The following is a 25,098-nucleotide window of genomic DNA, read 5'->3' as shown; positions in this document are numbered from 1 at the left end:
GGGGCTCGCGGAGCGAGAACCCGGAATCTCGCGCCACAGCGTCGGAAGAGAGAGTCCCCCGTCATTGCGAGGAGCGCAGCGACGAAGCAATCCATGCCTCCACAAGTGGTGAGATGGATTGCTTCGCTTGCGCTCGCAATGACGGTGAGCTTGAAGCTCACGCAAACACGCGGTGGTCAATCGTCCCGTTCGGCACCACGTAGCCGTAGCGCATGTTCGACGGTTCTACGCCGGCCTTTTCGTACTCGGCTCGCATCATCGCGAAGCGGTCGCCCTTCAATTCCAGCATCGCGCGCTTGGGCTGGACGTCGTAGAGCCGGGCATTGTTATCGCCGAAGATCGCGCGCTTCACAGGTCCGTCCGCAGGGCCGAGCGGCGCGTAGCCGAAGTTCTTCTGCATCGCCTCGGGGATCTCGAGCCTTCTGAGGCCCTCGATCTGCCATTGCGGTGCACCGGTCCAGAGCGAGTCCGAGCCCCAGCAGACATGGTCGACGCCGAGGCCCTTGATCAGCGTGCCCATCAGCGCAGCGCAGACATTCGGCTCCGCCACCAGCGTGGTGGCAAACAATTGTCCGACATCGCCATAGACGTTGTTGACGCCATACTGCGCGGGAATGTCGGCGAGGTCGCTGGTCCAGGCAATGCGGCCAGTGCGCTCGAACTCGGCGAGCGCCACCTTGGGGTCGCCGCCGACATGGCGATAGGCGGAGTGATAGATGATGAAGTTGAGCTGCGGCCAGTCTTTTGCGGCTTGCCCGACATCGGCGACGTCGGCGAAGCCGCGCAGGTTCGGATATTGCTTCTCGATGCCCGGCGGGAACAGCCCCTTGTGCACGCAGACATTCTTGATGCCTGCCTTCACCATTTTCTCGTAGCCCTTGTAGGCGACCTTCTCGTCGTCCATCCGCCACGGATAACGGCTGATCTCCTTGTGGGTGTTGTCGCCGATCGTGTAGCCCTTGCAGGACTCCGGCTTCAGCGCCAGCGCCGCATCGAGCTTGTCGAGCCAGCCGGGCTGGCCGGGCGTGAAGATCGCGTGACAGAACACCCGGCGCGAGCCGGCCTCGTCGTTGATCTTCTTGCGCGCGTCCGCCATCTGCTCGTTGGTCAGGAACCAGTCCTGCTCGATGTCCGATGGCGCCGACGAGATCAGCGCGATCTTGGTGTCGGAGTCGAGAAACATCTCTTTCTTGTAGTTGTTGAACTTCAGATCCTCGATGGTCTGCTCGTGGTCGCTGAGCTGCTTGTTCCAGCCGGCCTTGCCGACCGCCTTGCGCATCTCGACAAAGCCCATGATGCGGGTGTCGTCGCGCAGGAAATGCGTGTGCATGTCCATGATGAACTGGTCTTTCAACGCGTCCGCGCGTTCCTGCGCCATCGCTGGCGTTGCGGCCTCGGCCCTGCTCACCGCGAACAGCGGTCCATAGACCTCGTTCATCGCCACGAAGGAGGCTGCCATGCCGGCGGCGGTCTGGAAGAATCTGCGGCGATCCATGCCTTGCTTGGCGCCGATCGCGTCGGCCATTGCGAGCAGCCGCGCCTCGACCTCGCGCTGCCGTTCGTTCTGCGGGTCGGGATAGAATTCGTCGCTGGAGACGATCTGGGTCGGGATCGGTGTCGGATATTGGCAAAGTTCCGACGGCATCAAAGCTGCAAGTTCTTCTTCGGTGAGATTGCTGCTCATGAAGTGCTCCCTGATTGCGCCGGGTTTTCTCCGGTCTGGCGGTGGCAAAGACTAGGCTCAGTTTTGCAAAGCGTCCGCGACTTCTTCCCGCGGCAATGTTCACAAACGCGTGCGCCGAGTCTTGCAACGCGTGCGTACAGCGCGATTATCTCCAGCTCTCTCGCAACGCCGCGCCAACGCTGCTAAAGTCGTGACCGACGATCGGACGGAGAATCCGAAACCACCGGGGAGATGAGCGATGGCGCGTTCCGAACACAGGGTCCCACGGCGCACGATCATCAAGAGCATCGGCGCCGGCATTGCCACCGGTGCAATCGGCGCGCCGCCCGCGCAGGCGGAGTCGGCGGTTCCGTCGCCCGGCGAGGAGATCTGGAGCAGCGAATACTGGGCGAAGAAGGGCGATGTCCCGCTTTGGATGTACCGCAAGCGGATCGGCGCCCCGCAAGCCGGGGAGCCGTCGCGGCCGGTAGTGTTTTTCGTCCACGGCTCATCGGTGACCTCGCGCGCGTTCGACGTCAGTGTGCCCGGCAAGGGCGAATACTCCGTGATGAATGAATTCGCCCGCTATGGTTTCGACTGCTGGACCATGGATCACGAGAATTACGGCAAGTCGGGTCGCACCTCGGGCAATTCCGATATCGCCAGCGGCGTCGAGGACCTGAAAGCCGCGGTCGAAGTCATCGCCGGTGCGACCGGCCGGCAGAAATACCATTTCGTCGGCGAGTCCTCGGGCGCGCTGCGCGCCGGCGCCTACGCCATGGCCGCGCCCGAGCGCATCGATCGGCTGGTGTTTGCGGCCTTCACCTACAAGGGCGAGGGATCGCCGACGCTGGCAAAGCGCGCCGAACAGCTCGACTATTTCCGCTCGCACAATATGCGCAAGCGCGACCGCGACATGATCCGCTCGATCGCGACCCGCGACAAGCCCGGCACCTCCGACCCCGCGGTGATGGAAGCGCTCGCGGATGCGGAATTGCAGTTCGGCGACCAGATTCCGACCGGCACCTATCTTGACATGACCGCCAATCTGCCGGTGGTGCATCCGGAAAAGGTGCTGGCGCCGGTGCTGCTGGTCCGCGGCGAATATGACGGCATTGCGACCGTCGCCGATCTCGAAGAATTCTTCAACCGGCTGCCGAACGGCGATCGCCAGTTCGTCATCCTCCCCGGGACCGCTCATTCGGTGGTGCTCGCGATCAACCGGCAGTTGTTCTGGCATGTGACGCGCTCGTTCCTGACCATGCCGACGCCGATTGCGACGTAATGACGCGACTTTCTCCACCGTCATTGCGAGGAGCGCAGCGACGAAGCAATCCATGTCTTCGCAGGTGGCGAAATGGATTGCTTCGTTGCGCTCGCAATGACGGGTGGGGTTCCTGCCGCAAAAAATTTTGCACCCCCCTTGTCGGACTCCCGCCCGCCCATCCGTCCTTGGGCCGAACCCCATGCAAAGGAGCCCTTGATGTCCAAAATGATCTTCGTGAACCTGCCGGTCAGCGATCTCGCCCGCTCGACCGCCTTCTACCAGGCGATCGGCGCCGCCAAGAATCCGCAGTTCTCCGACGATACCGCCTCCTGCATGGTGTTCTCCGACACCATTCACGTCATGCTGCTCACGCATGACAAATTCCGGCAGTTCACGCCGAAGAAGATCGCTGACGCCAAAACGTCGAGCGAGGTCCTGATCTGCCTTTCCGCCGACGGCCGCGATGCCGTCGACGACATGGTTGGCAAGGCCACCGGCGCCGGCGGCAGTGCCGACCCCGGGCCGAAGCAGGATTTCGGCTTCATGTACGGCCGCAGCTTCGAGGATCCGGACGGTCACATCTGGGAAGTGATGTGGATGGATCTCGAAGCGGCCGCCAAAGCCGCGACCGCTGGCGCTTGATCGTCGATCGCGTAGAGGAGTTTCTCATGTCCAAGATTACCCCTTGCCTGTGGTTCGACGGCGAAGCCGAGGAAGCCGCCAAGCTCTACGTTTCGCTGTTGCCGGATTCCCGGATCGAGACGGTCCAGAAGAACATCATCGATGGTCCCGCCGGCAAAGCCGGTGCAGTGCTGTTGGTGGAGTTCACATTGGCTGGTCAGCGCTTCATGGCGCTGAACGGCGGGATGAAAATGGAATACACTTACGCCGCCTCGTTCGTGATCGACTGCGCGGACCAGGCCGAGGTCGATCGGCTCTGGGACGCACTGCTCGCCAATGGCGGCAAGGCCGAGCAATGCGGCTGGCTCAGGGACCGCTTCGGCGTCCCCTGGCAGATCGTGCCGAGCGTGCTGCCCAAATATCTCAGCGGCCCGGACAAGGCCGGCGCAGCGCGCGCGATGCAAGCCATGCTCGGCATGGTCAAGCTCGATATCGAAGGCCTCCGCCGCGCCTATGAGGGGAAGTCAGCGGCATAATCCGCGCAGATGCGTAGGGTGGGCAAAGCGCAGCGTGCCCACCTTTCTTGCACCGAACGTGGATGGTGGGCACGCTGCGCTTTGCCCACCCTACGCGTCTGAGTCCTACAACGCCGTTTCCTGGTGACGATCGGCGCGAAATACGTTCAATGCGATGGACAGAAGAATCGGCGGCGCTCACAATTGACATCCTTGCTGCACCACGATCGCCGAAGACATCGTGCCAAAATCACCTTCCATTTCGTCCGCGCGCAGAACCGTTCTCACTGCGCTCATCATCTTCATCGTCGCGCATCTTTTGCTCCTGATCGGCGTCAGCGCGCCGGAAAAATTCTACTTCGACGAGGTGCATTACGTGCCGGCGGCGCGGCAGATGCTGGAGCCGGTGATACCAGAGCCGATGCTCAACCCGATGCATCCGCCGCTCGCCAAGCAGTTCATCGCGCTGTCGATCAGGACGTTCGGCGACAATCCGTTCGGCTGGCGCTATCCCGCCGCACTGTTCGGAGCGCTGGCGCTGGTTGGGGTCTATCTCGGCGGACTGGCCCTGTTCGCCCGGCAGTCGTCGGCGATTGCGGCAACGCTGCTCGCCGCATTCAACCAGATGCTGTTCGTGCAGTCGCGGATCGCGATGCTGGATATTTTCGCGCTCGCCTTCGGCCTGTTCGCGATTGCGGCGTTCGCCCACGGCTTCAGGCAGGCTCGGCCGCAGCTTTACTTTGCGCTTGCCGGGATCGCATCCGGCCTCTCTGCCGCCTGCAAATGGAGCGGCCTGTTCGTGCTCGCGACCTGCATCGCCATCGTCGCCGTGATTTGGCTGATGCAAGGCTGGCGCACGCGGTTCGCCGATCCCAAGCCGGAGGACTGGTACCAGCCCGACCTCTGGCCCGATTTTCGTCCCCATCACTTTGCCGCATGCTTCGCGCTGCTGCCCGCGATCGTCTATCTCGCGAGCTTTGTTCCGCTGTACGGATTTTCGTTTCCCGATATCCTGGAGGCGCAGCGCCGCATCTTTGCCGACAATACTACGACCGCGATCGCCGGCCACACCTATATGAGCTCTTGGCCGTCCTGGCCGTTCCTGGTGCGTCCGGTCTGGTATCTCTTCGACAAGCTCGGCGACAACAGCATCGCCGCGGTGGTCCTGCTCGGCAATCCCCTGATTCTGTGGCCGGCGCTGGCCGCGCTCACCGTAACCTTGCGCGACTGGATCGTGGTGCGGCGGGCGGACGCGTTCCTGGTGCTCGCGTTCTATTTTGGTCCCTATCTCGCCTGGGCATTGCTGCCGCGCACGCTTGGCTTCACCTATTACTACCTGCCGGCTGCGACCACCGCGAGCTTTGCCCTGGTCTACGCGCTGACCCGCGCCGGCACTCCGCGCTGGCTGCTATGGGCCTTCGTCGCCATCGGTGCGCTGGGCTTTGCGGTCATGCTGCCGATCTCGGCGGCCTTCATCGGTACCTCGACGGCGGCCTTCAATCACCTGATGCTGTTCCGAAGCTGGATCTGAGATGTCGCGGCAGGCTTGACGGGCCGTAACGGCTCATGGATTTTTGCATGCAAAGGTAGGTCCATCGATTTGCGTCAAGGGCAGTGGAACGACCATCATGCTGGAGCGTCTCTTCGATTCGTCAACGCTTTCCCCGCACGGAATTTGCCTGCTGTGGGAGCCTGGGCTGATCTGGCTCCACGTCATCTCCGACGCGGTGATTGCGGCGGCCTACTTCTCCATCCCCATAGCGCTGGCCATCTTCGTGTCGAAGCGGCGCGACGTCGCGTTCGGCTGGGTCTTCTGGGCTTTTGCGCTTTTCATCCTGTTCTGCGGCTTAACCCATGTGCTGTCGATCGTCACGCTCTGGGTGCCGATCTACGGCATCGAGGGCATTGCCAAATTGTTGACGGCCGCCGCGTCCATCGTCACCGCCGCCATGCTGTGGCCGCTGCTGCCGAAGCTCTTGGCGCTGCCCTCGCTGTCGCAGCTCCGCGAGGCCGAGGACTTGCTGCGACAGTCGCAGCAGGTGACCGGCGGCGTGGCGCACGATTTCAACAATCTTTTGACTGTTATCAGCGGCAACCTGGAGATCGCCGCGCGCAGCGTGCAATCGGACGGCGGCGTCAAGCGCGACCGGCTGGCGCGCGTGATCGGCAATGCCTCCAACAGTGCACAGCGGGCGGCGGTATTGACGCAGCAACTCCTCACCCATGCGCGGGGCGAGCCGCCCGATCTCAAGCCCGCCTACCAGCCGCCTCTTCCAACCGCCGCCCCGGTCGAAACGGACGTCGTCCCGGTCGTCGGCAGCGCCGGCAATGAGACGATCCTGGTGGTCGAGGACGAGGCCAGCGTGAGGTCCTTCCTCGTGGAGACCCTGCAGGACCTGAACTACAAAGTCCGCGAGGCGGGCGATGGCTCGGCCGCGCTGGCGCTGTTCAAGGGCGGGCGGTTCCATGTCGACCTGCTGCTCACCGACATCATCATGCCCGGCCTGAATGGCCGCGAATTGGCCGATGAACTGCACCGTATCCAGCCCGACCTGAAGGTGCTGTTCATGACCGGCTATGCGGGCAACGCCGTCGGCGACGAGGATCGGCCCGACGACGACGTATCGCTGTTGCAGAAGCCGCTGACGCAGACCGTGCTCGCGGCAAGGATCAGGGAAATGCTCGACAAGCCCGTGACGTAGCCCGGATGCAGCGAAGCGTAACCGGGTTCATCTCGCCACGCAGCGAGCATCCCCGGGTTGCGCTGCGCTTCACCCGGGCTACGGCGAATGGATTTCGAGGGAGATCTGCAGCTCGGTCGCGGCGAGCTCGGCAATCTCCTGGCTCGTAGCAAATCGGCTCACGACCGCGACCGCTGGTCGCAGTTCGCCTTTGCTTCATCCCACTGCAATACAGGAAAAATAGCTTTCCGCCGGAAACGCGGCCGCGAGCCAATGCGTGCTGTATTGGCCGGTGTCACGCCGGTTTCATTCCAAGGGAGATTTTTCCGATGCGACGATTGATCCTGGCTGCTGCGTTCTCGGCTGTTGCCTTTGCGCCTGCCTTGGCCAAGCCGGTGGCCTGCACCACGGAGAACATGGCCAAATCGACGGCCTCGATGAACACGATGCCGGAAGGGCCCGGCAAGGCGGCGATGGCCAAGAGCATCAGCAAGGCCAATAGCGAGATGAGCAAGGGCAACATGCGCGGCGCCTGCAAGCACTACCTGGAGGCCCAGGCGGCCAAGTAAACAAGACCGACCACCGAGCTTGGGCCGCGCCACCTGGTGCGGCCTTTTCCTTGCCTGCGTCCCGTGGTCGGGAATCCATGATCATCGTCTTCGCGCAAACGCTTGGCGTTGGCGGGGCGGAAATCCAGTGTCCACTTTTCCGGATCATGCACTACATTGCGGGTAATGCCCCGCCCGATTCCATCCCATCCTCTGAGCAGGACCGACGCCCGCCGCATCTGGCTGCGCGCCCAACGGCTCGACACGCCCGTGCCGTTTGGCGATGGGCCGGCGGCCGTGGCCGCTGCCGTCGAGCATCTCGGCTATGTGCAGATCGACACCATCAACGTGATCGAGCGCGCCCACCATCACATCCTCTATAGCCGCATCCCTGACTACCGCCGCGCCGATCTCCGCCACGCCCAGAGCGTCGACAGGAGCGTGTTCGAATACTGGACCCATGCCCTCTCTTATGTGCCGGCCGGGGATCTGCGCTTCTTCCTGTCGGCGATGCGGCAGCACAGGCGCGAGGGCCACAAATGGTTCAACTCGGTCACGCCCGCCGACATGCGCAAGGTGATGCGCCTGATCCGGCAGGGACCGCTCACCATCCGCGACATCGACGACGACGTGCTGGTGGAAAAGGAGCATCTCTGGCAGAGCCGCAAGCCGTCAAAGCGTGCGCTGCAGCTCGCCTTTTACACCGGTGCCCTCACGATCACCGAGCGCAACGGCATGCTGAAGACCTACGATCTGATGGCGCGGCATTTCGGCTGGGACAAGCCGCCGAAGCCGGCCTCGGCGCGCGAGATCACCGCCTATCTGCTCGACCGCGCGCTGCGGTCGCAGGGCGTCGTCAGCCTGGATTCGATCTGCCATCTCGATGCGCCCAGCAAGAAGCCGGTGCGGCGCCTGATCGAGACCCGCCTGCGGCGAGGCGAACTGGTGCCGGTCGCGCTCGAAGGCGCCGGCAAGCAGGAGCATTGGGCGCGCCCTGAGGCACTGCAGCCGGCGGGTGAGGGCGATCCAACCCTGGTCCACATCCTCTCGCCGTTCGATCCGCTCATCATCCAGCGCAAGCGCAGCGAACTGTTCTTCGGTTACGGCCACCGTTTCGAGGCGTATGTGCCGAAGGAAAAGCGCCTGTTCGGTTATTTTGCGCTGCCGGTCCTGGTCGGCGACGAGATCGTCGCCGCCATCGACCTGAAGACCGACCGGGCGAACAAGAAGCTCCTGATGCAGAAATGGAGCTGGGTCGGCAGCGCCGCCAAGCGAGGCGCCCGCAAGGAGTTCAAGCCCCGCATCGAGGAAGAACTGCACCGCTTCGAGCGCTTCCAGCTTGGTGACGGCCCGTAAGGTTTGCCGTCATTGCGAACGAAGCGAAGCAATCCATCTCACCGCTTGCGGAAGCGTGGATTGCTTCGTCGCTGGCTCCTCGCCCTACATGGCTCCAAGTTTCGTCTCGGGAACCCGCGGCCTCCCGGCCGGTTAGTTTATTGCAACTAATTTCAGGGAGGCATTATGGGCAAGGATAAATCAATTCTCGACAAGATCACGGACACCATGAAGGGCGTCGCCAGCACCGCCGGCGGCGCATTGAAGCCGGACGAAGAGGCCACGAAAGCTGACGAGCGCACGGCGACCTATGTCCCGCTCGCCGCCGACGGCCTCGTTTCCGATCCGATGGTGCCGCCGATGGCAACGGCCCCGCCGCGCAAGCGGCGCGCCGCACCCAAGCCGGCGCCAGCGAGCGCAAGACGGACGGCGGCCGCGGCAAAGAAGGCCGCGAGGAAACGGTCGGCCAGCAAAGCCGGCAAGAAATCCGCCAAGAAGCGCTCGGCCAAGGCGGCCAAGAAGACCGCGAAGAAGACCAAGGCCGCAAAGAAGACTCGGAAAGCACGGCGGTAGCGGTCGGCCTCGCGCCAACTCTCCCCGTCATTCCGGGATGCGCCGCCAAGCGCAGGCGCGGAAGTCCATCGCGCCACATGCCCAGGTGGCACCATGGATTCCGGGTTCGATGCTGCGCATCGCCCCGGAACGACGAGAGCGGTGGCGGCGGATTACGCTTCGCTAGTCCGCCCTACGTAGCTTGATTGGCATCGCACAACGATCCAGCGCCACGCCGAGCAAAATCCCGGCGGCATAAGCGACGATATTCCATGCTGAGAAGATGCGGCCCAGCAACAGCGCGCCGGCGGTCGTCAGGCGGAAGGCATCGAGCCACGGCGTATGCACCAGCCGAAACAATTCCACGCCCACCGCAATCGCAAGCGCGATCAAGGGTACTGTGCGCCGCGCCCATCCCGGCGCGGCAATCGCGACCAGGAAGAACACCATCGTCCCCCACAATAGCGAGCCGCCATACTTCACGACGAATGCCGGGAGCCCCACGCCGAAGCCGAACCGGCGCAGCGCCAGCCCGGCGATGATGATCGAAAGACAAAGCAGGATGCGGACAATCATGAGCGGGCAAGCCTCGCGGGAGACGGAGCTAAAGCTCAGGTCCGCGCCCGGCGCAAGTTCGCACCCGAGGCCGTGCCCGCCGCACCCCGCGGAGATCCTTGTCACAATTCCGATTGACAGCGTGCGCCTGATGCTCAAAACCCCAAGGCAATAGCAATAACAGCCCTCGGGGGGACACCCATGAGCCAGACCACCACGCTTGCCACCGCCGCGAGTGCGAAGAGCGAGATCGAGACCTCGACCATCCGCGCCATCTCGGCGCGCCTGATCCCGTTCCTGGTGCTGGCCTACTTCTTCTCCTATCTCGACCGCGTCAATCTCAGCTTCGCCGCGCTGACCATGAACGCGGACCTGAAGTTCTCGCCGCTGGTCTTTGCCTGGGGCGCCGGCATCTTCTTCATCGGCTATTTCATCTTCGAGGTGCCGAGCAATCTCGCGCTGGAGAGATTCGGCGCCAGCCGCTGGATCGCCCGTATCATGGTGACCTGGGGCGTGATCTCGGCGCTGATGGCGACGGTCAGCGGCGAGACGAGTTTTCTTGTGCTGCGCTTCCTGCTCGGCGTGGCGGAAGCCGGCTTCTTCCCCGGCATCATCCTTTATCTGACCTATTGGTATCCGGCCGAATACCGCGCCCGCTTCATGGCCGCGTTTGCGGTCGCCGTTCCCGTGTCCACCGTGATCGGCGCGCCGATCTCCGGGCTTCTGCTCGGGCTTGACGGCGTGATGGGGCTGAGGGGCTGGCAGTGGCTGTTCATCATCGAGGGCATCCCCTCGGTCCTGCTCGGCATCGTCACCTGGTTCTATCTCACCGACAGGCCGGAGAAGGCGAACTGGCTGACCGCGGAGCAGAAGGCGTGGCTCAAGGCAAAGCTTGACGCCGAGGCCGCGGCCAAGCAGGCGGTCAGGCATTTCACGCTCGGCGAGGCGCTGTCCTCGCCCAAGGTGATCACGTTGAGCCTGATCTATTTCGGCTTCGTCGGCGCGCTTTATGGCATGCAGTTCTGGCTGCCGCAGATCGTGAAAGCCTTCGGCCTCACCAACGCGCAGACCGGCTTCGTCACCGCGATCCCCTATCTGTTCGGCACCATCGCGATGGTGCTGTGGGCGCGGCACTCCGACGCCAGGCGGGAGCGCGTCGCCCATGTCGGCGGGCCGCTGTTGCTTACGGCACTCGCGCTCGGCGTCTCCAGCTATCTCACCGATCCCACCATCACCATGGTCGTGCTGACGATCGCGGCGATCGGGATCTTCTGCACCTTCGCGGTGTTCTGGACATTGCCGACCGCCTGGCTCTCCGGCACCGCGGCGGCCGGCGCCATCGCGCTGATCAATTCGATCGGCAATCTCGCCGGCTTCGGCGGGCCCTATCTGATCGGCTGGGTCAAGGACGCCACCGGCAACACCTCGACCGGCCTGCTTGTGCTGTCGCTGTTGCCGCTCGCCGCCGGCCTCCTCACGTTCCTCGGCGGCCACGAGACCAAGACCGAATTCGCCAGCGCGAAGTAGCGCAGCTTCGCCATCGGACATGCCGTAGCCCGGATGGAGCGCAGCGCAATCCGGGGCTGGTCTATCCATACGGCCAGAACCCCGGATTGCGCTGCGCTCCATCCGGGCTACCCGCCATCGCAAACCCCCTTTGCCCGCAGTCAATCGGCCATGCCCAAACTCACGATTCAGTGTTGAACACTGACGATTATTGACATTCGTCAGTACTCAATCAATACTCTTCATCAGACATCAGCCCAATGGAGAGACCGATGTTTGCCCGTTCCATTTTCGCAAATTATTACAAGCTTTTAGCTGGCGCGCTGCTCGCGGCGGCGGCGATTTCGCTGGCCGGCTGCGACGAGACGGTCGCCGAGAAAGCCGATCCCGGGCGTCCGGTCCTGGTCTCCATGGTGCATTATGAGGCCGAGACCCCCGAGCGCAGCTTTGTCGGCACGGTCAAGCCGCGCATCGAAAGCGACATGGGCTTCCGGGTCGCTGGCAAGGTCGCAAAGCGCCTCGTCGAAGTCGGCCAGACCGTCGATATCGGCCAGCCGCTCGCCACCCTCGACGAAGTTGACCTGAAGCTGCAGGCCGAGCAGGCTGAAGCCGAACTGCGCGCCGCCACCGGCGTGCTGGCGCAGGCGGCGGCCGCCGAGAAGCGCGCCAAGGACCTGCGGGCCAAGGGCTGGACTACGGACGCGCAGTTGGACCAGAGCAGCGCCGCGGCGGATGAGGCCCGCGCCCGCCTCAACCGCGCCGAACGCTCGGTCGAACTGACCAGGAACTCACTTTCCTATGCGACGCTCGTCGCCGACACCCGCGGTGTCGTCACCTCGACCCTGATTGAACCCGGCCAGGTCGTGGCCGCCGGCCAGACCTCGATCCGCGTTGCGCGGCTCGGCGAGAAGGAGGCGGTGGTCGCGATCCCCGAGACCTTGCTCGGCCGCGCCAAGACCGGGGTCGCGACCGTGACGCTGTGGTCCGAGGCTAAGAAGAAGTACGCCGCAAAGCTGCGTGAGGTCGCGCCCTCGGCCGATCCCGCCACCCGCACCTATCTCGCCAAGTTCTCGCTGCCGGAAGCCGGCGACGACGTCTCGCTCGGCATGACGGCGACGCTGACGCTCGCCGATGCCGAGACCGAGCGCGTGGCGAAGCTGCCGCTGTCGGCGCTGTACAGCCAGGGCGGCGAACCCTCGCTCTATGTCGTGGGCGACGCCGGCGAGATCACGCTGAAGCCGGTCAAGGTGAAGGCGTACGAGAGCAATTGCGTCGTCATCGCCGGCGGCGTCGAGGAGGGCGCGAAAGTGGTCGCTCTCGGGGTGCAGAAACTCGACCCGGCCCAGAAGGTCCGCGTCGTGGCGTCGCTGTCGTTCTGATCCGTCGGCCGCAACCGGTTTTGGATATTGGAGGGTGACATGAAGCGCTTCAACCTGTCGGGCTGGGCGGTGAGCCATCCGACCCTGATCCTGTTCCTGATGATCGCGCTCGCCGCCGCCGGCTACTTCTCCTATCAGAAGCTCGGCCGCGCCGAGGATCCGTTCTTCACGGTGAAAGTGGTCAACGTCTCCGTGATGTGGCCGGGCGCCACTGCGAACGAGATGCAGACCCAGGTCGCCGACCCCATCGAGAAGAAGCTGCAGGAACTGCCGTATTTCGAGAAGGTGCAGACCTATTCCAAGCCGGCCTTCGTGGCGATGCAGGTGACGTTCCGCGACTCGACGCCGCCGAAGGACGTGCCCTATCTCTTTTACCTGCTGCGCAAGAAGCTGGTCGACGTGCAGGGCCAGTTGCCGCAAGGAATCCTCGGTCCCGTCGTCAATGACGAGTTCTCCGACGTCGATTCGATCCTCTATATGATGACCGGCGACGGCGCCGATTACGCGCAGTTGAAAAAGGCGGCCGAAGGCTTCCGCCAGCGGCTGCTGCGCGTGCCGGGGGTGACCAAGGTCGACTTCTACGGCACCCAGGACGAGCGCATCTATGTCGAGTTCTCCCACGCCAAGCTCGCTACCCTCGGCATCACCCCGCAGGCGCTGTTCGACTCGCTCGCCAAGCAGAACAATGTCACCCCGGCCGGCACGGTCGAGACGTCCTCGCAGCGCGTGCCGCTGCGCGTCACCGGCGCGCTCGACGGCGCCAAGGCGGTGGCTGAGAGCCCGGTCGAGAGCAACGGCCGCGTGTTCCGGTTGGGCGATATCGCAACCGTCACCCACGGCTTCGTCGATCCGCCGACCTTCACCGTGCGCCAGGAAGGCAAGCCCGCGATCGGCATTGGCATCGTCACCGCCAAGGGCGCCAACATCCTCGACCTCGGCAAGGACGTCGAGAAGGCGACCGCCGACTTCATGAAGGCGGTGCCGCAGGGCATCGAGGTCGAGCAGATCGCTGACCAGCCGAAGGTGGTCGAGCATGCGGTCAGCGAGTTCGTGCACTCCTTCGTCGAAGCGCTCGCGATCGTGCTGTTCGTCTCCTTCCTCGCGCTCGGCTGGCGCACCGGCATCGTGGTGGCGCTGTCGGTGCCCTTGGTGCTCGCGATCGTCTTCATCGTCATGAACGCGATGTCGCTCGACCTGCACCGCATCACCTTGGGCGCGCTGATCATCGCGCTCGGCCTCCTGGTCGACGATGCCATCATCGCGGTCGAAATGATGGTGGTGAAGATGGAGCAGGGCTGGGACCGCATGCGCGCCGCATCGTTCGCCTGGGAATCCACGGCGTTTCCGATGCTGACGGGCACGCTGGTCACCGCGGCCGGCTTCCTGCCGATCGGTTTTGCCAATTCGGCGGTCGGCGAATATGCCGGCGGCATCTTCTGGATCGTTGCGATCGCGCTGGTCGCGTCCTGGTTCGTTGCGGTGATCTTCACGCCCTATATCGGCGTGAAGCTGCTCCCCAACATCAAGGTGCATCATAACCACGATCCGCACGCGATCTACGAGACCCGGCTTTACCGCGGTTTGCGCGCGGTGGTGCAGTGGTGCGTCAATCACCGCATCACGGTGGTGGCGTCCACGGTCGGCGTGTTCGTCGCCTCGATCGTTGCCTTCGGCCACGTCCAGCAGCAGTTCTTCCCGCTCTCCGAGCGTCCCGAGCTGTTCCTGCAGCTCCGCCTGCCGGAAGGCACCGCCTTCAACGTGACCGAGAAGGCCGTCAAGAAGGCCGAGGACCTTCTGAAAGGCGACAAGGATATTGCGACCTACACCGCCTATGTCGGCCAAGGCTCGCCGCGCTTCTGGCTCGGCCTCAACCCGCAACTGCCGAACGAGGCCTTTGCCGAGATCGTAATCCTGTCCAAGGACGTCGAGGCGCGCGAGCGCATCAAGGCCAAGATCGAGAATGCGGCGGCCAATGGCGCGCTGAACGAGGCGCGCGTGCGCGTCGACCGCTTCAATTTCGGCCCGCCCGTCGGCTTCCCCGTTCAGTTCCGCGTGATCGGTCCCGACGCCCAGAAGGTCCGCGATATCGCCTATCAGGTGCGCGACGTCATGCGGCAGAACCCGAACGTCAAGGACGTGCAGCTCGACTGGAACGAGCAGTCGCCCTACCTGAAGCTGGTCGTCGACCAGGACCGTGCCCGCGCGCTGGGCCTCACCCCGCAGGAGGTCTCGCAGGCGCTGTCGATGCTGATCTCGGGCGCGCCGGTTACGACCATCCGCGACGGCATCGAGAAGGTCGGCGTGGTCGCCCGCGCCGTGCCGTCCGAGCGGCTCGATCTGGGGCGCGTCGGCGATCTCACGATCACCTCACGCAATGGTGTCGCGGTGCCGCTGCAGCAGATTGCCAAAATCGAATATGCTCATGAGGAGCCGATCCTGTGGCGGCGTAACCGCGACATGGCGATCACTGTGCGCTCCGACGTCGTCGACGGCGTACAGGCACCCGATGTCACCAACCAGATCTCGCCCAAGCTCAAGGAGATCCAGAACCATCTCGAGCCGGCCTACCGGATCGAGCCGGGCGGCGCGTTCGAGGAATCGGCCAAGGGCAATGCCTCGATCTTCGTGCTCTTCCCGATGATGGTGCTGGTGATGCTGACGCTGCTGATGATCCAGCTGCAGAGCTTCTCGCGCCTGATCCTGGTGTTCCTGACGGCGCCGCTCGGCATTGTCGGCGCTTCGCTGGGCCTGAACGTCGCCAACCAGCCGTTCGGCTTCGTGGCGCTGCTCGGCCTGATCGCGCTCGCCGGCATGATCATGCGCAACACCGTGATCCTGGTCGATCAGATCGAGACCGATGTTGCCCACGGCCTGACCCGCAAGGAGGCGATCGTGGAGGCCACGGTCCGCCGCGCTCGCCCGGTGGTGTTGACCGCACTGGCCGCGATCCTGGCGATGATCCCGCTGTCGCGCTCGGCGTTCTGGGGCCCGATGGCGATCACCATCATGGGCGGCCTGTTCGTCGCGACCTTCCTGACGCTCTTGTACCTGCCGGGCCTTTATGCCCTATGGTTCCGCAAGAGCCTGGAGGAGAGCGGCGCGGGCGAGGAAGCCGCTTCGGCGGCGCAGCATGACGGCAATGCGCGCCCGGCAATTCCGCTTGCTGAGGCCGCTGAATAGTTGAACAGTGAACGCATAATTGAGTCCTCACAGATGACGCTGGTTTCGGAACATATCGAAAGTGACACCCGGGAGCGGATTCTCGTGGTGGCCGAACGGTTGTTCCGTCAGATCGGCTACCAGAAGACCACGGTCGCCGACATCGCCAAGGAGCTCCGGATGAGCCCCGCCAACGTGTATCGCTTCTTCGATTCGAAGAAGGCGATCCACGAGGGCGTGGCGCGGACGCTGATGGGCGAGGTCGAGGTCGAGGCGCAGCGGATCGTGCGGTTGCCGGGCCCGGCGACTGTGCGCCTGCGCGACCTGATGAAGACCGTCAACCGCATGAACACGGAGCGCTATGTCGGCGACTCCAAGCTGCACGAGATGGTCGAGATCGCGATGCAGGAGGATTGGGACGTCTGCATCGCCCATATGGAGATGATCGCCTCCACCATCGGCCAGGTGATCGGGCAGGGGGCGGCCTCCGGCGAATTCGACGTTCCGGACGTGCACCTCGCCTCGCTCTGCGCCTGCACCGCGATGATGCGCTTCTTCCATCCGCAGATGATCGCCCAATGCGCCACCAAGCCGGGCCCGACCATCGACCAGATGATCGATTTTGTGATCGCGGGTCTCTCGCCGCGTGGTAAGTTGACGAACTGACATCATCCTGGTCATTCCGGGGCGATGCGAAGCATCGAACCCGGAATCTCGAGATTCCGGGTCTGGTCCTTCGGACCATCCCGGAATGACGCCGTATCCTCGAGGAATTCAGCGTGACCGCGAAAGACCTGCATTATTACGAGCCGAAGAACGGCCACGGCCTCAAGCACGATCCCTTCAACGCCATCATCGCCCCGCGCCCGATCGGCTGGATCTCCTCGCGCGACGCCAAGGGCCACGTCAACCTCGCGCCCTACAGCTTCTTCAACGGATTCTGCTACGTCCCGCCGATCATCGGCTTCTCCTCCACGTCCTGGAAGGACAGTGTTGCCAATATCCAGGAGACCAAGGAGTTCGTCTGGAATCTCGCCACCATGGACCTGGCGAAGCAGATGAACGCGACCGCCGCCCATGTCGCACACGACGTCAACGAGTTCTCGGTCGCGGGCTTGACGGCGGCCCCGAGCAAGATCGTCAACGTGCCGCGAGTAGCGGAGAGCCCGGTGTCCTTCGAGTGCAAGCTGACCCAGATCATCCAGCTCCAGAACGCGGGCGGCGACAAGGTGCCGGCCTGGGTGACCTTCGGCGAAGTCGTCGCCGTGCACATCGATAAGGCCATGATCAAGGACGGCGTCTACCAGACCGCCGCCGCGCGCCCCATCGTCCGCGCCGGCCGCCGCGGCGACTATTTCGAGATCCGGCCTGAGGCCATGTTCGAGATGGTCCGCCCGGATTAGGTGGGACGCGTAGATGCGTAGCCCGGGTGAAGCGCAGCGCAACCCGGGATAATCGAATCCGTTTGCGAGATAACCCCGGATTGCGCTGCGCTCCATCCGGGCTACGAAGCTCATCCCGGGAACTGGCACCGCGCTTCGGTCGTTATATCGACCGCGTCAATTCGCGCCAATTTGCCAGCGAAGTGTTCACTTCTGTCGGCCACTTTCCGCTAAAATATGCTGGAACGCGCCGCCGATCATGAGGATACCGCCATGAGTTTCCGTCGCGACTTCGTCACCAAGCCGATCTTTGGGTTCGCCCGCGGCGTGATGCCGACCATGTCGGACACCGAGCGCGAGGCGCTGGAAGCCGGCGACGTCTGGTGGGATGCCGACCTCTTCAGTGGCAATCCCGATTGGTCGAAGCTGCTCGCCTATCCCCAAGCCGAACTCACGGACGAGGAAAAGGCCTTCTTGGGCGGCCCAGTCGACGAGCTCTGCAGGATGCTCGACGAATGGAAGATCTTCTGGGAGTGGCGCGACCTGCCGCGCGAGGTCTGGGACTTCATCAAGCGCGAAAAATTTTTCGGCATGATCATCCCGAAGCAATTCGGCGGCCTCGGCTTCTCGCCTTATGCGCATTCCGAGGTGGTGCGAAAACTCTCCTCGCGCTCGCTGACCGCCGCCGTCACCGTGATGGTGCCGAACTCGCTCGGCCCCGGCGAGCTGCTGATGCGCTTTGGCACCAAAGAGCAGCAGGAGAAATGGCTGCCGCGTCTGGCCTCCGGCCACGACATTCCTTGCTTCGGCCTCACCAGCCCGGAAGCAGGATCGGATGCGGCCTCGATGGTTGACACCGGCATCATCTGCAAAGGCAATTTCGAGGGCGTTGAGGTGATCGGCCTGCGCCTCAACTGGCACAAGCGCTATATCACGCTCGGACCCGTTGCGACGTTGCTCGGTCTCGCTTTCAAGGCTTACGATCCCGATCATCTCCTCAGTGACCAGGAAGAGCTCGGCATCACGGTCGCGCTGATCCCGTCCCATTTGCCCGGCGTTGAGATCGGCCACCGCCATTTGCCGGCGATGCAGGTGTTCCAGAACGGCCCGAACCGGGGCCACGACGTTTTCATCCCGCTCGACTACATCATCGGCGGCAAGGAGCGCCTTGGACAAGGCTGGAAGATGCTGATGACCGCGCTCGCCGCCGGCCGCGGCATCTCGCTGCCGTCATTGTCGGCGGCCGGCGCCGCCTATGCCGCGCGCACCACCGGCGCCTATGCCCGCATCCGCGAACAGTTCGGCATCTCAATCTCCAAGTTCGAAGGCGTCGAGGAGCCGCTCGCCCGCATCGTCGGCACCGCCTATCTGCTCGATGCCGCGCGGCGATTGACCTGCGCCGCGCTGAACGCCGGCCATCATCCCGCGGTCATCTCCGGCATCATGAAACTGCACGCCACCGAGCGGATGCGGATCGCGATCGACGACGCCATGGACATCCATGGCGGCAAGGCCGTGATCGACGGCCCGCAAAACTATCTCGGCAATCTGCATCGCGCGGTGCCGGTCGGCATCACCGTGGAAGGCGCCAATATCCTCACTCGCAATCTGATCGTGTTCGGCCAGGGCGCGATCCGCGCCCATCCTTATCTGCTCGAGGAGATGACCGCGCTCGGCGAAGCCGACCGTGCCAAGGGCCTGGACGCCTTCGACAAGGCGGTATGGAAGCATATCGGCCATACCTTCAAGACCATGTTCCGCGCGATGGGGCGAAGCTGGACCTTCGGCCTGTTCGCACCGGCTCCCGATGCGGGCGACGCCACGAAATTCTACCGCCAGCTCTCGCGCTACTCTTCGGCCTTTGCGATTTGCGCCGACATGGCGCTGCTCACGCTCGGCGGCGCGCTCAAGCGCAAGGAGATGCTCTCGGCCCGTTTCGGCGACATCCTCTCCGAGCTCTATCTGCTCTCCGCCGCGCTCAAGCGCTGGCAGGATGAAGGCCGACAGAAGGAAGATTTCGCCGCGCTCGAATGGTGCATGGCGAGCGGCTTCAAGACCATCGAGAACCGTTTTGCGGAGATCCTCGCCAACCTGCCGAACCGCTTCATTGCAGGCTTCCTGAAGCTCTTGATCCAGCCGTTCGGGGCGCGCGTGCTCGGGCCTTCCGACCGCGTCGTGCATCAATGCGCCGCGCTGGTGCTGGAGCCGTCGGCCGCGCGCGATCGCATCACGCCCGATCTGGCCTTCGTCGAAGACGACGGCGGTGTGGCGCGGCTGGAGAAGGCCTTCCGCCTGTTCACCGCGACCGAGGATATCTCCAGGCACATGCGCGCCGCACGCCTGCGCGATCCACACGAAGCGGTGAAAAAGGGCGTCATCACCCAATCGGATGCCGACAAGCTCATAGCCGCCCACGCGGCGGTCGCCGCGGTGATCGAGGTCGACGATTTCGCGCCCGAGGCGCTGTCGCCGATTTACAGGAAGGGCGCCGACGTGCATCAGTTCTTCCAGGAATTGGGAGAGCAGAGGGCTGCGAGCTGATGGCGCGACCGGTCTTTATTGTTGACGGCAGCCGCACGCCGTTCCTGAAGGCGCGCTCCGGTCCAGGACCGTTCACGCCTGTTGACCTTGCCGTGCAATGCGGCCGGCCCCTATTGGCGCGGCAGCCGTTCGCGCCCGATGCCTTCGATCAGGTGATCCTCGGCTGCGTCAATGTCATTGCCGACGAGATGAACCCGGCGCGTGTCGCCGCGCTCCGGCTCGGCATGGGCGAGAAGATGGTCGCCTTCACCGTGCAAATCAATTGCGGCTCCGGCATGCAATCGATCGATACTGGCTACCGCTATATTCGCGAAGGCACAGCCGATCTCATCCTTGCCGGCGGCGCTGAGGCGCTTAGCCACGCGCCTCTGGTGTGGCCCAATGCCGGCGTGCGCTGGTTCGCTGGCCTCGCCGGCGCCAAGGGCATGGGTGCGAAGATCGCCGCCTTCTTCAAGCTCCGTCCCGGTTATTTCAAGCCGATCATCGGCCTGGAGCGCGGGCTGACCGATCCCATCACTGAGCTCAACATGGGCCAGACCGCCGAGGTCGTCAGTCATCTCTTCGGCATCACCCGCGCACAATCGGATGCCTACGCCGCAGAGAGTCACCGCCGTCTAGCGAAAGCGCAAGCCGAAGGCTGGCTGAAGGGCGAAGTCGAGACCTCGTTCTCGCGCGACGGCAGGTTCTACGATCACGACGACGGCGTCCGCCCGGACTCGACGCCGGAGACCTTGGCAAAACTCAAGCCGGTGTTCGAGCGCCCATGGGGCCAGGTCACCGCGGGCAATTCCTCGCAGATCACCGACGGCGCTTCCTGGGTTATCCTCGCTTCCGAGGAGGCGGTGGCCAAGCACGGGCTGAAGCCGAAGGCCGTCATCCTCGACAGCCAGTGGGCCGCGCTTGATCCTAGCATCATGGGGCTCGGACCCGTGCTCTCGGCGACCGCGCTCTTGAAGCGCAATGACTTGAGCTTGCAGGACGTCGAGACCTGGGAGTTGAACGAGGCCTTTGCGACGCAGGTGCTCGGCTGCCTTGCGGCCTGGAACGATGAAAAATTCTGTCGCGAGATCCTCGGTCTCGACGGCGCGGCGGGCGAAATTGATCGTGCGAAGCTCAACGTCGATGGCGGCGCGATCAGCCTCGGCCATCCCGTCGGCACCAGCGGCAACCGCATCGTGCTGCATCTCGTCAACGTCATGAAGCGGCTCGGCACGCGGCGCGGCATCGCCACCGAATGCATCGGCGGCGGGCAGGGCGGCGCCATGCTGATAGAGACGGTGTGATCATGGATTCGCAGATCATGAACGTCCTTGCCGACCGCGTGCTCGAACTCGGGCCCGCGCCGGAAGCCGGTCCCTACAAGCATTTCAAGCTGACGCGCGATGGCGACGGCATCGCCTGGCTCCTGTTCGACCGTGAAGGCGCCAGCGCCAACACGCTGAACGCCGAGGTGCTCGAGGAATTCGATGCGGTGCTGGCCGCGCTCGAAAGCCAGCGGCCGACCGGCCTCGTCATCCGCTCGGCGAAGACAAGCGGCTTCATCGCCGGCGCCGATGTCAACGAATTCCGCGGCGCCAGCGATGCGCGCCTGGTCGAAGCCGAGATCGGCCGAGCGCATGCGGTGATCGACCGGCTCGAAGCGCTGCGCGTGCCGACGGTCGCCGTGATCCACGGCTTCTGCCTCGGCGGCGGCCTAGAAGTCGCGCTGGCCTGCCAGTCGCGAATTGCCATTGATGGCGCGCGGTTCGGCTTTCCCGAGGTGATGCTCGGCCTGCATCCTGGCTTAGGCGGCACTGCGCGCTTCACGCAGCTCGTCAACCCGATGCAGGCGATGAGCCTGATGCTGACGGGCAAGACCATCGATGCGCGCCGCGCCAAATCGCTCGGCCTGGTCGATGCGGTAACGCAGGAGCGTCATGTCAGGAACGCGGTGAAGGACGCCGTGTTCGGCCGCATGAAGCGCGCCAGGCCCGGGCCGGTCAACACGCTCCTGAACTTCGGCCCGGTGCGCGGCTTCCTCGCCTCCCGCATGCGCAGCGAGGCCGCCAAGGCCGCGCCGCAGGCGCATTATCCCGCGCCCTACGCGCTGATCGACCTATGGGAAAAATACGGCAGCGAGAAGCAGGCGATGCTTGCGGCCGAGAAGCGTTCCTTTGCCGAATTGATGGTGACGCCGGCCGCGCAGAACCTGATCCGGGTCTTCTTCCTGCGCGAGCAGATGAAGAAGCTTGCGGGAGGCGGCAACACGATCGCACATGTCCACGTCATCGGCGCCGGCGCGATGGGCGGCGATATCGCCGCCTGGTGCGCCGGGCAGGATCTGCGCGTCACGCTGTCGGACATGAAGCCGGAGCCGATCGCAAGCGCGATCAAACGCGCCAATGATCTCTATGGGAAGATCATCCGCAAGCGCACGGAGGTGCGCGACGCGCATGATCGGCTGATCCCGGACATGGATGGCGAGGGCGTGCGTAATGCCGATCTCATCATCGAGGCGGTGCCGGAAAAGCTTGAGCTGAAGCAGAAGGTCTATGCCGGCATCGAGCCGAAGATGAAACCGGGCGCAATTCTTGCGACCAACACCTCCAGCATTCCGCTGCAGGATCTGCGCGCGACGCTGGAAAAGCCCGCGCGCTTGCTCGGTCTGCACTTCTTCAATCCGGTCTCGCGATTGCAGCTCGTCGAGATCGTCAGCCATGACGGCACCGACGCCGAGCTGTTGAAGCAGGCGCTCGCTTTCGTCGGCGCCATCGACCGCCTGCCGTTGCCCGTGAAGAGTTCGCCCGGCTTCGTCGTCAACCGCGCGCTGACGCCCTACATGCTGGAAGCGATGCTGCTGCTGGACGAGAAGGTCGACAAATCAGTCATCGATACGGCGGCAAAGAAGTTCGGCATGCCGATGGGCCCAATCGAGCTTGCCGACCAGGTCGGCCTCGATATCTGCCTCGATGTCGGCGACATGCTGCGCTCGAAATTCGGCGACCTCTTGCCGCCGACACCGGCGTGGCTGCGCGAGAAGGTCGCGAAGGGCGAGCTCGGCCGCAAGACCGGCAAGGGCTTTTACGTCTGGAAGGACGGCAAGCGGGAGCAAACAGCTCCGGCGTTGGCCACCGAACCGACACAGGAAATGATCGATCGTCTCGTGCTGCCGATGTCGAACGTCTGCGTCGCCTGCCTGCGCGAGGGGATCGTCGATAATGCTGACGTGGTCGACGGCGCCATGATCTTCGGCACCGGCTATGCGCCGTTCCGCGGCGGTCCGCTGAACTATGCCCGCACCCGGGGTGTCGAGAATGTGGTGTCTACCTTGCAGGCACTCGAGCAAAAATTCGGCGGCCGTTTTGCGCCCGACGCCGGCTGGGAGAGTTTCAAGTGACTGACACCAAAGTTCCGCTGGCACAAAACGAGCCGCACGGCGATCTCTGCATCCGCACGCTGGCGATGCCGGCGGATACCAACGCCAATGGCGACATCTTCGGCGGCTGGCTGCTGAGCCAGATGGATCTCGGTGGCGGCGTGTTCGCCTCGAAGGTCGCGCGATCGCGCACCGTGACGGTCGCGATCGAGGCGATGAATTTTCGTAAAGCTGTCTATGTCGGCGATCTCGTCTCGGTGCACGCCAACCTTGTGCGGATCGGTCGCACCTCGATCACCGTCCATCTCGAAGCCTGGGTGCTGCGACGGAAAGAGCGGCAATCGATCCTGGTGACCGACGGCAATTTTACCTACGTCTCGATTGACGACCACGGCAATCCGCAGCCGATCCAGCGCGATGGCGCGACGCTCGCCACGTAACCGGGACGTCTCATCGCTTACACATGATTGTTATCAGCCGCTCGTATCCCACCTCTCGCGAAAGCAGGTGATTCGGTGCTCGGAGGGCCGAGCAAGTGCGGTCATTTCGTGGCGCCAAGCATCGGTTTTCGCATGACACGGCGGCGAGGCCTGAGGAACAATCAGGCTCTCTTCCCGTTATTGGCCCGCACTTCAATCGGGACTGGGAATGTCTGATACCTACATAATCGAAGTCGGCTCCAATCCGGCCGGAATCGTCGTACGCGATGAGCGTGGCTATCGCTTCTTCGCAGCCAGTCATCAGTTCAACCGGCTCGAAGGCCACGTCTTCCGCAACGCCCGCGAAGCCGAACGCGCCGCCCGCCGCCTCGCCGACGGCGAGCTGAAGCTGGCATCGTAGATTCCAGGATCTCCCGTCGTCCCGGGCTTGACCCGGGACCCATAACCCCAGGGAGTTGTTGTGGCGCAAGCAAGCGGTTGCAGCGGAGCACATAACAAAGGCCTGTGGTTATGGGTCCCGGGTCAAGCCCGGGACGACGGGAGGAGACGATCTCCCGCGTTGACCGCAGCGCCAAACCGCCGCACGATAGAGCGTTCCGCGCGCTCAAGGTGCCGCCGTGCCCATATTGACCCATCGCCAGACCGAAATCCTCAACCTCGCGCGCGCCTTTGGCCGCGTGATGGTGGAAGACTTGGCAAAACGTTTCGAAGTCTCTGCGCAGACCATCCGCAAAGACCTCAACGATCTCTGCGACCGCCGTTCGCTGACGCGCATCCATGGCGGCGCGATCATCGCATCCGGCGTGGAAAATCTTGCCTATGAGGCGCGGCGCTTCGTCGCCGCCGAGGAGAAGAAGGCGATCGGGGCAGCGGCTGCGGCGCGCATTCCGAACGGCTGCTCGCTCTTCATCAACATCGGCACCACGACGGAGGAGGTCGCGAGCGCGCTGACCTCGCATGAGGGTCTGCTCGTCATCACCAACAACCTCAATGTCGCGATGCTGCTGTACCGCCATCCCCGCATCGAGGTGGTGGTGGCGGGCGGCACCGTGCGGCGCGCCGACGGCGCCGTGGTCGGCTCGACCGCGACGCAACTGATCGGCCAGTTCAAGGTCGACTACGCGATCATCGGCGCGTCGGCGATCGACGAGGAGGGCGCGCTTTTGGATTTCGACTATCGCGAAGTCCAGGTCGCCCAGGCCATCATAGCCAACGCCCGCAACGTGATGCTGGTGGCGGACTCAACAAAACTCCGCCGCAGCGCCCCGGTCCGCATCGCCCATATCAGCCAGATCCAGACTTTTATTACCGACACCGAATTGCCGGCAGGACTCGCCAACATCTGCCACAGCAGAGGCATCGAGGTGGTCGTGGCGATGGATAAGCCCGCCGCCGATATCGACGACACGGCGCCTGAGCCCGCACCGGTGACACTGCGAAGCGTCTAGCACCGCCGGTGGCCTCACCCTTCGAGACGGCCGCTTCGCGGCCTCCTCAGGGTGAGGGGATAGATGCGAGCGCGCCGCTCTCTCCCCCCCGTCATTGCGAGCGGAGCGACTTGTCCGCCGTAGCTCAACGAGCGAAGGCGGAAGCAATCCA

At 63.9% G+C, this 25,098-nt stretch carries 21 protein-coding genes; 19 read left to right on the top strand and 2 right to left on the bottom strand.

What is annotated here, in order from left to right:
• Positions 1 to 157 precede the first annotated feature (157 nt).
• Complete coding sequence (locus YY7_RS0106850; protein WP_028162583.1) at positions 158 to 1,684, bottom strand: amidohydrolase family protein; 1,527 nt, start codon at positions 1,682 to 1,684, stop codon at positions 158 to 160.
• Between the two features lie 238 nt (positions 1,685 to 1,922).
• Here YY7_RS0106850 and YY7_RS0106845 point away from each other — a divergent pair, with 238 nt between their 5' ends.
• The 8 genes from YY7_RS0106845 to YY7_RS61810 all read left to right on the top strand — a co-directional run bounded on the left by YY7_RS0106845 (position 1,923) and on the right by YY7_RS61810 (position 9,203).
• Complete coding sequence (locus YY7_RS0106845) at positions 1,923 to 2,948, top strand: alpha/beta hydrolase (protein ID WP_028162582.1); 1,026 nt, start codon at positions 1,923 to 1,925, stop codon at positions 2,946 to 2,948.
• A gap of 198 nt (positions 2,949 to 3,146) precedes the next feature.
• Entirely contained in the window at positions 3,147 to 3,572 is a 426-nt protein-coding gene (locus YY7_RS0106840) for a VOC family protein (RefSeq protein ID WP_028162581.1), read from the top strand.
• Positions 3,573 to 3,598: 26 nt separating this feature from the next.
• Positions 3,599 to 4,087 carry a VOC family protein gene (locus YY7_RS0106835; protein ID WP_028162580.1) on the top strand — a complete coding sequence of 163 codons (489 nt, stop codon included), beginning with the start codon at positions 3,599 to 3,601 and terminating at the stop codon, positions 4,085 to 4,087.
• 220 nt (positions 4,088 to 4,307) lie between these two features.
• Positions 4,308 to 5,597: a phospholipid carrier-dependent glycosyltransferase gene (locus YY7_RS0106830; protein WP_028162579.1), complete on the top strand. Its 1,290-nt coding sequence runs from the start codon at positions 4,308 to 4,310 to the stop codon at positions 5,595 to 5,597.
• A 97-nt stretch (positions 5,598 to 5,694) separates the two neighbouring features.
• A complete protein-coding gene (locus tag YY7_RS0106825; RefSeq protein ID WP_028162578.1) occupies positions 5,695 to 6,768 on the top strand; it encodes a response regulator in 1,074 nt (357 codons plus the stop codon).
• Positions 6,769 to 7,076: 308 nt separating this feature from the next.
• Positions 7,077 to 7,316 (top strand): hypothetical protein, encoded by a 240-nt coding sequence (locus YY7_RS0106815; RefSeq protein WP_028162577.1) that lies wholly within the window; start codon positions 7,077 to 7,079, stop codon positions 7,314 to 7,316.
• Between the two features lie 165 nt (positions 7,317 to 7,481).
• Positions 7,482 to 8,651 carry a winged helix-turn-helix domain-containing protein gene (locus tag YY7_RS0106810; protein WP_028162576.1) on the top strand — a complete coding sequence of 390 codons (1,170 nt, stop codon included), beginning with the start codon at positions 7,482 to 7,484 and terminating at the stop codon, positions 8,649 to 8,651.
• 165 nt (positions 8,652 to 8,816) lie between these two features.
• Positions 8,817 to 9,203, top strand: a complete 387-nt coding sequence (locus tag YY7_RS61810) for a hypothetical protein (protein WP_196237231.1) — start codon at positions 8,817 to 8,819, stop codon at positions 9,201 to 9,203.
• A gap of 162 nt (positions 9,204 to 9,365) precedes the next feature.
• Here YY7_RS61810 and YY7_RS50925 read toward each other — a convergent pair whose 3' ends face one another.
• The gene (locus YY7_RS50925) at positions 9,366 to 9,758 is read right to left on the bottom strand and encodes a DUF2809 domain-containing protein (RefSeq protein ID WP_035689473.1); all 393 of its coding nucleotides are present in this window, start codon (positions 9,756 to 9,758) and stop codon (positions 9,366 to 9,368) included.
• 180 nt (positions 9,759 to 9,938) lie between these two features.
• Here YY7_RS50925 and YY7_RS0106795 point away from each other — a divergent pair, with 180 nt between their 5' ends.
• The 11 genes from YY7_RS0106795 to YY7_RS0106740 all read left to right on the top strand — a co-directional run bounded on the left by YY7_RS0106795 (position 9,939) and on the right by YY7_RS0106740 (position 24,947).
• On the top strand, positions 9,939 to 11,264 hold the full coding sequence (locus tag YY7_RS0106795) for an MFS transporter (RefSeq protein ID WP_028162574.1): 1,326 nt from the start codon (positions 9,939 to 9,941) through the stop codon (positions 11,262 to 11,264).
• A 251-nt stretch (positions 11,265 to 11,515) separates the two neighbouring features.
• On the top strand, positions 11,516 to 12,622 hold the full coding sequence (locus tag YY7_RS0106790) for an efflux RND transporter periplasmic adaptor subunit (protein WP_028162573.1): 1,107 nt from the start codon (positions 11,516 to 11,518) through the stop codon (positions 12,620 to 12,622).
• Between the two features lie 39 nt (positions 12,623 to 12,661).
• Positions 12,662 to 15,802, top strand: coding sequence for an efflux RND transporter permease subunit (locus tag YY7_RS0106785; RefSeq protein ID WP_028162572.1), 3,141 nt, complete (start codon positions 12,662 to 12,664; stop codon positions 15,800 to 15,802).
• Between the two features lie 33 nt (positions 15,803 to 15,835).
• Entirely contained in the window at positions 15,836 to 16,447 is a 612-nt protein-coding gene (locus YY7_RS0106780) for a TetR/AcrR family transcriptional regulator (RefSeq protein ID WP_028162571.1), read from the top strand.
• A gap of 113 nt (positions 16,448 to 16,560) precedes the next feature.
• Positions 16,561 to 17,184 carry a flavin reductase family protein gene (locus YY7_RS0106770; RefSeq protein WP_028162570.1) on the top strand — a complete coding sequence of 208 codons (624 nt, stop codon included), beginning with the start codon at positions 16,561 to 16,563 and terminating at the stop codon, positions 17,182 to 17,184.
• A 252-nt stretch (positions 17,185 to 17,436) separates the two neighbouring features.
• Positions 17,437 to 19,704, top strand: coding sequence for an acyl-CoA dehydrogenase (locus YY7_RS0106765; protein ID WP_028162569.1), 2,268 nt, complete (start codon positions 17,437 to 17,439; stop codon positions 19,702 to 19,704).
• The gene (locus YY7_RS0106760) at positions 19,704 to 20,987 is read left to right on the top strand and encodes an acetyl-CoA C-acetyltransferase (protein WP_028162568.1); all 1,284 of its coding nucleotides are present in this window, start codon (positions 19,704 to 19,706) and stop codon (positions 20,985 to 20,987) included. Before YY7_RS0106765 ends, YY7_RS0106760 begins: the two co-directional genes overlap by 1 nt.
• A 2-nt stretch (positions 20,988 to 20,989) precedes the next feature.
• Positions 20,990 to 23,080, top strand: coding sequence for a 3-hydroxyacyl-CoA dehydrogenase NAD-binding domain-containing protein (locus tag YY7_RS0106755; RefSeq protein ID WP_028162567.1), 2,091 nt, complete (start codon positions 20,990 to 20,992; stop codon positions 23,078 to 23,080).
• A 65-nt stretch (positions 23,081 to 23,145) separates the two neighbouring features.
• Positions 23,146 to 23,499: an acyl-CoA thioesterase gene (locus tag YY7_RS0106750; protein ID WP_196237233.1), complete on the top strand. Its 354-nt coding sequence runs from the start codon at positions 23,146 to 23,148 to the stop codon at positions 23,497 to 23,499.
• Between the two features lie 208 nt (positions 23,500 to 23,707).
• Positions 23,708 to 23,899 (top strand): hypothetical protein, encoded by a 192-nt coding sequence (locus tag YY7_RS0106745; RefSeq protein WP_027582590.1) that lies wholly within the window; start codon positions 23,708 to 23,710, stop codon positions 23,897 to 23,899.
• Positions 23,900 to 24,116: 217 nt separating this feature from the next.
• Positions 24,117 to 24,947 (top strand): DeoR/GlpR family DNA-binding transcription regulator, encoded by an 831-nt coding sequence (locus tag YY7_RS0106740; RefSeq protein WP_028162565.1) that lies wholly within the window; start codon positions 24,117 to 24,119, stop codon positions 24,945 to 24,947.
• The last annotated feature ends 151 nt before the right edge of the window (positions 24,948 to 25,098 follow it).

It is taken from the genome of Bradyrhizobium elkanii WSM2783 (assembly GCF_000472865.1).
Lineage (GTDB): Bacteria > Pseudomonadota > Alphaproteobacteria > Rhizobiales > Xanthobacteraceae > Bradyrhizobium > Bradyrhizobium elkanii_A.
This window is presented reverse-complemented; position numbering and strand designations above follow the sequence as displayed.

Excerpts from the sequence above, each read along its gene's own strand:
- YY7_RS0106850 (WP_028162583.1), bottom strand. The coding sequence starts at position 1,684 with ATGAGCAGCAATCTCACCGAAGAAGAACTTGCAGCTTTGATGCCGTCG.
- YY7_RS0106845 (WP_028162582.1), top strand. The coding sequence starts at position 1,923 with ATGGCGCGTTCCGAACACAGGGTCCCACGGCGCACGATCATCAAGAGC.
- YY7_RS0106840 (WP_028162581.1), top strand. The coding sequence starts at position 3,147 with ATGTCCAAAATGATCTTCGTGAACCTGCCGGTCAGCGATCTCGCCCGC.
- YY7_RS0106835 (WP_028162580.1), top strand. The coding sequence starts at position 3,599 with ATGTCCAAGATTACCCCTTGCCTGTGGTTCGACGGCGAAGCCGAGGAA.
- YY7_RS0106825 (WP_028162578.1), top strand. The coding sequence starts at position 5,695 with ATGCTGGAGCGTCTCTTCGATTCGTCAACGCTTTCCCCGCACGGAATT.
- YY7_RS0106815 (WP_028162577.1), top strand. The coding sequence starts at position 7,077 with ATGCGACGATTGATCCTGGCTGCTGCGTTCTCGGCTGTTGCCTTTGCG.
- YY7_RS0106810 (WP_028162576.1), top strand. The coding sequence starts at position 7,482 with ATGCCCCGCCCGATTCCATCCCATCCTCTGAGCAGGACCGACGCCCGC.
- YY7_RS61810 (WP_196237231.1), top strand. The coding sequence starts at position 8,817 with ATGGGCAAGGATAAATCAATTCTCGACAAGATCACGGACACCATGAAG.
- YY7_RS50925 (WP_035689473.1), bottom strand. The coding sequence starts at position 9,758 with ATGATTGTCCGCATCCTGCTTTGTCTTTCGATCATCATCGCCGGGCTG.
- YY7_RS0106795 (WP_028162574.1), top strand. The coding sequence starts at position 9,939 with ATGAGCCAGACCACCACGCTTGCCACCGCCGCGAGTGCGAAGAGCGAG.
- YY7_RS0106790 (WP_028162573.1), top strand. The coding sequence starts at position 11,516 with ATGTTTGCCCGTTCCATTTTCGCAAATTATTACAAGCTTTTAGCTGGC.
- YY7_RS0106785 (WP_028162572.1), top strand. The coding sequence starts at position 12,662 with ATGAAGCGCTTCAACCTGTCGGGCTGGGCGGTGAGCCATCCGACCCTG.
- YY7_RS0106780 (WP_028162571.1), top strand. The coding sequence starts at position 15,836 with ATGACGCTGGTTTCGGAACATATCGAAAGTGACACCCGGGAGCGGATT.
- YY7_RS0106765 (WP_028162569.1), top strand. The coding sequence starts at position 17,437 with ATGAGTTTCCGTCGCGACTTCGTCACCAAGCCGATCTTTGGGTTCGCC.
- YY7_RS0106760 (WP_028162568.1), top strand. The coding sequence starts at position 19,704 with ATGGCGCGACCGGTCTTTATTGTTGACGGCAGCCGCACGCCGTTCCTG.
- YY7_RS0106755 (WP_028162567.1), top strand. The coding sequence starts at position 20,990 with ATGGATTCGCAGATCATGAACGTCCTTGCCGACCGCGTGCTCGAACTC.
- YY7_RS0106750 (WP_196237233.1), top strand. The coding sequence starts at position 23,146 with ATGCCGGCGGATACCAACGCCAATGGCGACATCTTCGGCGGCTGGCTG.
- YY7_RS0106745 (WP_027582590.1), top strand. The coding sequence starts at position 23,708 with ATGTCTGATACCTACATAATCGAAGTCGGCTCCAATCCGGCCGGAATC.